Origin of the sequence: Rhodococcus sp. IEGM 1306, assembly GCF_036541985.1 — a bacterium.
Taxonomy (GTDB): Bacteria; Actinomycetota; Actinomycetes; order Mycobacteriales; family Mycobacteriaceae; genus Rhodococcus_F; species Rhodococcus_F qingshengii.
This window is the reverse complement of sequence record NZ_JAZHFF010000036.1, coordinates 1-5,022: the sequence shown is the minus strand read 5'-3', so window position 1 is coordinate 5,022 and position 5,022 is coordinate 1. Positions and strand designations below refer to the sequence as shown.

4 protein-coding genes are annotated in these 5,022 nt (G+C 60.8%); 2 read left to right on the top strand and 2 right to left on the bottom strand.

Annotated elements, in window-relative coordinates:
- Positions 1–873: 873 nt before the first annotated feature.
- Both V3587_RS30575 and V3587_RS30775 read right to left on the bottom strand, forming a co-directional pair.
- Positions 874–1,440: a CinA family protein gene (locus tag V3587_RS30575; protein WP_222671140.1), complete on the bottom strand. Its 567-nt coding sequence runs from the start codon at positions 1,438–1,440 to the stop codon at positions 874–876.
- Positions 1,441–1,578: 138 nt separating this feature from the next.
- Positions 1,579–2,085 (bottom strand): 50S ribosomal protein L11 methyltransferase, encoded by a 507-nt coding sequence (locus V3587_RS30775; RefSeq protein WP_080572315.1) that lies wholly within the window; start codon positions 2,083–2,085, stop codon positions 1,579–1,581.
- Positions 2,086–2,840: 755 nt separating this feature from the next.
- Here V3587_RS30775 and nadE point away from each other — a divergent pair.
- Positions 2,841–3,665 (top strand): ammonia-dependent NAD(+) synthetase, encoded by an 825-nt coding sequence (gene nadE / locus V3587_RS30570; RefSeq protein ID WP_256083177.1) that lies wholly within the window; start codon positions 2,841–2,843, stop codon positions 3,663–3,665.
- A gap of 620 nt (positions 3,666–4,285) precedes the next feature.
- Entirely contained in the window at positions 4,286–4,585 is a 300-nt protein-coding gene (locus V3587_RS30565) for a hypothetical protein (RefSeq protein WP_029538621.1), read from the top strand.
- Positions 4,586–5,022 lie beyond the last annotated feature (437 nt).

Genomic DNA, 5,022 nt, shown 5'->3' with positions numbered 1-5,022 from the left:
AAACGCTCACACATCCGATAGCCTGCAGCAAGCCGCGTAATCACAAACCCCGTGTCCAGTTTCCGGGGTCAAGGCCCATACGATGTTCAACATTGTTCTGTTGCTTGTAGTGCTGAGTATCGGCATCGTTGTGGTGATGTGTCTGGACTTCCCATGGCAACGTTCGCTTTTACGTAGCGATCGTCGCCAGATCACGCGTCATAGGCATGGAAGGACCACAAAGCCGTAGGGCTGCCTCCGCCTGACCGTTACACTCCGGCGAGGAGGAAAGACCCGGTCGGGTCGACGGCGACCTGGATGAGCGATCGGCTCTGTTTCCGGATGCGTCGAACCCGTTGGGCGATCACGCCGACGCTTCACGACCCTACCGAGTTCCGCAGCCGAGCTTCCCGTGAATACCGCGGTCACTTGCCACAGAAGCAGTCGCGGACAGGCAATAAGGCCGCGCTGCCGCTCTCGGCGCGGACGTCGGCCGTGCCCCCGCAGCGCGAGTAACCGGGGCACTCGTCAAGATGACACAAGGCCATCGCTCCGGGTCCAACATCGAGAAGGGCTGGCCCTGCATCGAAAAAGCCGATGGCCCTGACGCCTTTCGGGCGTTGTCAACGACCAGCGTTCCACTCTCGGTTGGGCGATCGCTTATCGCAACTACGACGCCACGCGCGATTGCATCAGCTAAGAATTCGCCGCCGTGGGGCTCGGGACCGGTCACGGTTCACAAATGTCGCCAGGCTGCACATGACGAGAAACCTGGCGACTCTTGCTGACCACGAATTCCTCGGTTATGTCGAATATCTCGGATGCGACTCTGAGATGCATGCAGGGCTAGAGCTCAGTTGATCGAGGGCCCTCGTCGACATCGCCCAAGGCCTGTCAGAGACGACGATCCTCCGCAGTCGACGTCCGCTGGCATGACGGGACTCCACGCGAGATCGACGCGGCGTCCGTGGAGGCGTACCGCACCAGAAGCTTGATTCCGTGCTCTATCGTGGCAGCCAGGATGTCTTCCGGTTCGCCTGAGAACACTTGCTTTTCGGCGTGGACACTTCCGTGGTCGACGATCCCGAACCAGACGGTCCCCGGGGTCACGTCTTCTTGGGTCTGCGGCCCAGCTTCCCCGGTGACGGCGAGCGTCAGTGTGGTTCCCAACAGAGCGGCTGTGCTGTGCGCCATGGCTCGCGCTGATTCTTCGCTCACGACAGGGCCGTTCGGAACATGGAGGACCGACCGTTTCACCTCCCGGTTGTACGCGACGATCCCACCGCTGAACCAAGAACCGGCATCCGGCGCCTTACCAAGGTGTGCGGCAATATTGCCCGCCGTCAGGGACTCTGCCGTTGACACCGACAAACCTCGGGCCGCCGCGACACTTGCCAGGCGGTTGCATAGTTCGTCGAGGTCGGTTTCGGTCGGTAAATCGGGCCGGGGGTCGTTACTCATGTCCAGTCCTCTCCAATAGATGTCGAGCACTCGTATTGTGTCGCTTGATGTTCGAGCTGGTCAACGGGTCAGCGCTCGCGCGGCGCGAGCGCAGGACCGGTCCGCGCGGGATTGATCTCCCCGCCACGACTTCTGCAATCATCCTCCGTTCCTTGAGCATGGCTCCGGTCTTTCCGATGTCGCACATCGCGGACTGCAACAACAGGAGAGACCCTCCTGGGACGAGGAAGTTGGGTCGATGCGATGATCGGATCGAGTGGAACACGACCGCCGGCGCCGGCGGTCCAGGCGCTCTTGGGCTCTGAAGCCAGCAATTCGTCGATTTCCGACGGGACGTACGACGGGTTGAAACCATGAGGTCGAACATTTCTCAGTCAGCACCGCGGTGAGGTCTCCACGACGTGCCTCGACACGTGCTTTGTTGGGAAGGCGGTTGAGCATGACGTTCACAATTGACCGGCGCGAAATGTCTACCGCGAGAACGCGACCAACTCCAGCCTTCGCGGCGGCTATCGACAACGCACCGGTTCCGGCGCAGAGGTCGAGAACGCGAGTGGAGCCCATCACCTGCTGACGCCTCAATGCCTCGGTAAACAGCGACGTATCGTCCTGCGGTCGGTGCGCACCTGGCAATCTAACGATCATCGTCGACTCCTGAGTTCAGGGGTTCCAGTTCAGGGGGTTCGATCCCGACAGTTTTTCTACCCGAATGTTCCTGAAAGCATGCGAGAGAGCGCATCGTTTCGGAATGGACGGCCACAGATTCGCGATGCGCAACTTTCGGTCTCCGACGACTATTTCGGTTCGGACAGCGAAGCACCCGCGGCAGCAACGAACGCCAACTTTGGCAGTAGCCGAGAAATGAGCGTCCAAAGGTATGCCGACGACGGTTGGCTTTTCGCAACCCTGTGCCGATTCGCTGCAGCGCTGGCGCTCGGGGTGGCTTCGGTAATTGGCAGTGCCGACCTAGCCCTTACACAACTTGGCGGGCCAGAAGAGCGACGGGACTTGCACCTCCCGCACGCCGTGTGGTGCGGATCCCACCATCTCGTCGAGCAGCGATTTGGAAATTGAAGGGAGGGAGGCAAAGTGGAGGACGACCCGTGAAAAGCGCCGCACGCGAATGCCCTCACCGTAAGGAACACGGCCCTCTGCCCGCGGAGAATTCTGCAACTTAGACGCTCAAGTCCTCAGCGGTCACCGATCGCGACGCCGCCTACTGACTCACGCACAGATACTGCAGATCCCGGTTGTGGCGCTCCACGCGCTCCCCTCGGAACGCCAACGACACGCGCGGTCGCTGCTGCCGGAAAAGTCGGCAATTGCGCCATTGCGATTCTCAACGGGCCCCGGCCCGTAGTGGCACTGCACGCGCCTGCTCACATCGCTAGAGTCCATTCATGGCCACACTGCGTGAAAGCATCATCGAAGAACTCGGCACAAAGCCGACAATCGACGCCGCAGCGGAGGTTCGCGCGCGAGTCCAGTTTCTGAAGGACTACGTGCGCTCGACCCCCGCCAAAGGGTTCGTTCTGGGAATCAGCGGCGGTCAGGACAGCACGCTCGCCGGAGCCCTCGCCCAACGCGCGGTCACTGAACTTCGTGAAGAAGGCCACGAGGCCGAGTTCGTCGCCGTTCGACTCCCCTATGGCGCGCAGGCCGACGAATCCGATGCTCAGATCGCGCTCGGCTTCATCAAGCCGGACCGCTCTCTCACGGTCAACGTTAAGCCTGGCGCCGACGCCACGGCCCGTGAGGCCTCCGAGGCGTTGGGGAACGGCGAACTGCGCGACTTCGTCCGCGGCAACATCAAGGCGCGCGAACGAATGGTCATTCAATATGCGATTGCCGGTCAGCTCGGCTACTTGGTGATCGGTACCGACCAAGCGGCAGAGGCGATTACCGGCTTCTTCACGAAGTTCGGTGACGGCGGTGTCGACATCACGCCGCTCACCGGCTTGAGCAAACGTCAGGGCGCTGCGCTACTGCAGGAATTGGGCGCACCGGAGAGCACGTGGCGCAAGGTGCCGACCGCCGACCTCGAGGACGACCGACCCGCGCTGCCGGACGAAGTTGCCCTCGGCGTCACGTACTCACAGATAGACGACTACCTCGAAGGAAAGGACGTTTCCTCCGAGGTAGCCGAGAAGCTCGAGAAGATGTTCACCAACACTCGTCACAAGCGCACGGTGCCGGTCACACCCTTCGATACCTGGTGGCACTGAACGCAACACGATGTCGGGGGCACAGTTCGATCCGCAGCTGTCTAATCGGCGGATTGAATCGCGGCGATCCAGCGTCACCCCGCAATTGTTCGGGGCGCGACAGCTAGATCTACTCGAACCGCTATTGTGCGGCACCGAGCGGGTGAAACTACGAGGCAGGCCTTGCGGCGCTACAGGTTTCGACGAGCGTACCCCGGTAGCGAAGTTCGGAGAACGCGAGTGCCGTTCAGGACGAACAGAGGTACTTGGCGCGATGTTGCAGTCACACGCACACTGATGCGCTCCTGCCAGCACGCCTGACGAAGGGCAGGCGTGCCGATCGAGAGAAGCGGTTCGGGTCCCACAAACTGGTGCCGACCCCAGAATGGCATGTCCGCGGAAAAGTCGCTCCCCGGTGCAAACAGCACGTGATTGCACGCAGGCTCCATATCATCCGATCACCGCGAGGTCGCTGGAGCCTCTTCGGCTCGTTCACGCCAACCGTACGGTTCCTGGGTGTGATGCCCTCCCTTGTTGCGGAGTTGACTGTTTCATCCGCGCATGACCGGGGTACGTGCGTTGCGAACGAACAACGAGGGCTGGTGACACGTTGTCATGATTGCTGGGACGGAGTGTGTGTTGTGGCTGAGCCGAATGAAATCGACCCTGTCCATGTGGACAATGAACGCACGAATCGATCGCACGTCGGGGAGGCGATCACAGACGGGCGCAACTATCCCGGGTACCTGCTGATCGGCCTCGGATTGGCAACTCTCGGATTAACTTTGGTGGCAGCAGGTTACGGATTTCGTGGGTGGGCGGTCATCGCCGGATGTGTGTGCGTAATTTCTTTCGTCGTCGGTGCCCTGGCAATCTTGATGGAACATCGGCGGGTCAAGCGTTTGGAAGGCAGCGAACTTCTCGACCAAGAGGGTCATTGAGCGATCTTCCCGGGCGCTGGTCGAGAAGTAGACCGCCGAAACAGAACCAAAGGCGTAGTCCGGATCGATTGGCACCGTACTCAGGGGACGCTGAGCGAGCTCTTCGTTCGTCCTCTAAGTGAATAACCGCGCTTCGTTTCGACTGAGCGGCCGGAGCGCCCCGTTCGGGGGCTCATCGAACAATCCTCGTCGAACAATCTCAGTCGCCCGATGTTCGCGTCACGGCGATTGCCGTTGAGTGAGTGGACACACTGACGAAGCGGAAGAAAATTGCTCAGGTCGCATAAGACGGAGACGAGGAGGACACTAGTGGACTGGTTCCTATCGGTGAGGGAGAAGAGGCCGGAGTTCACCTATACCGGGCGGCTTCTAGTGGTCGTCGCAACACCCCACTGTGGGAGTTGCGACGACCGTGGCATGTACATCTCAAGAAATCG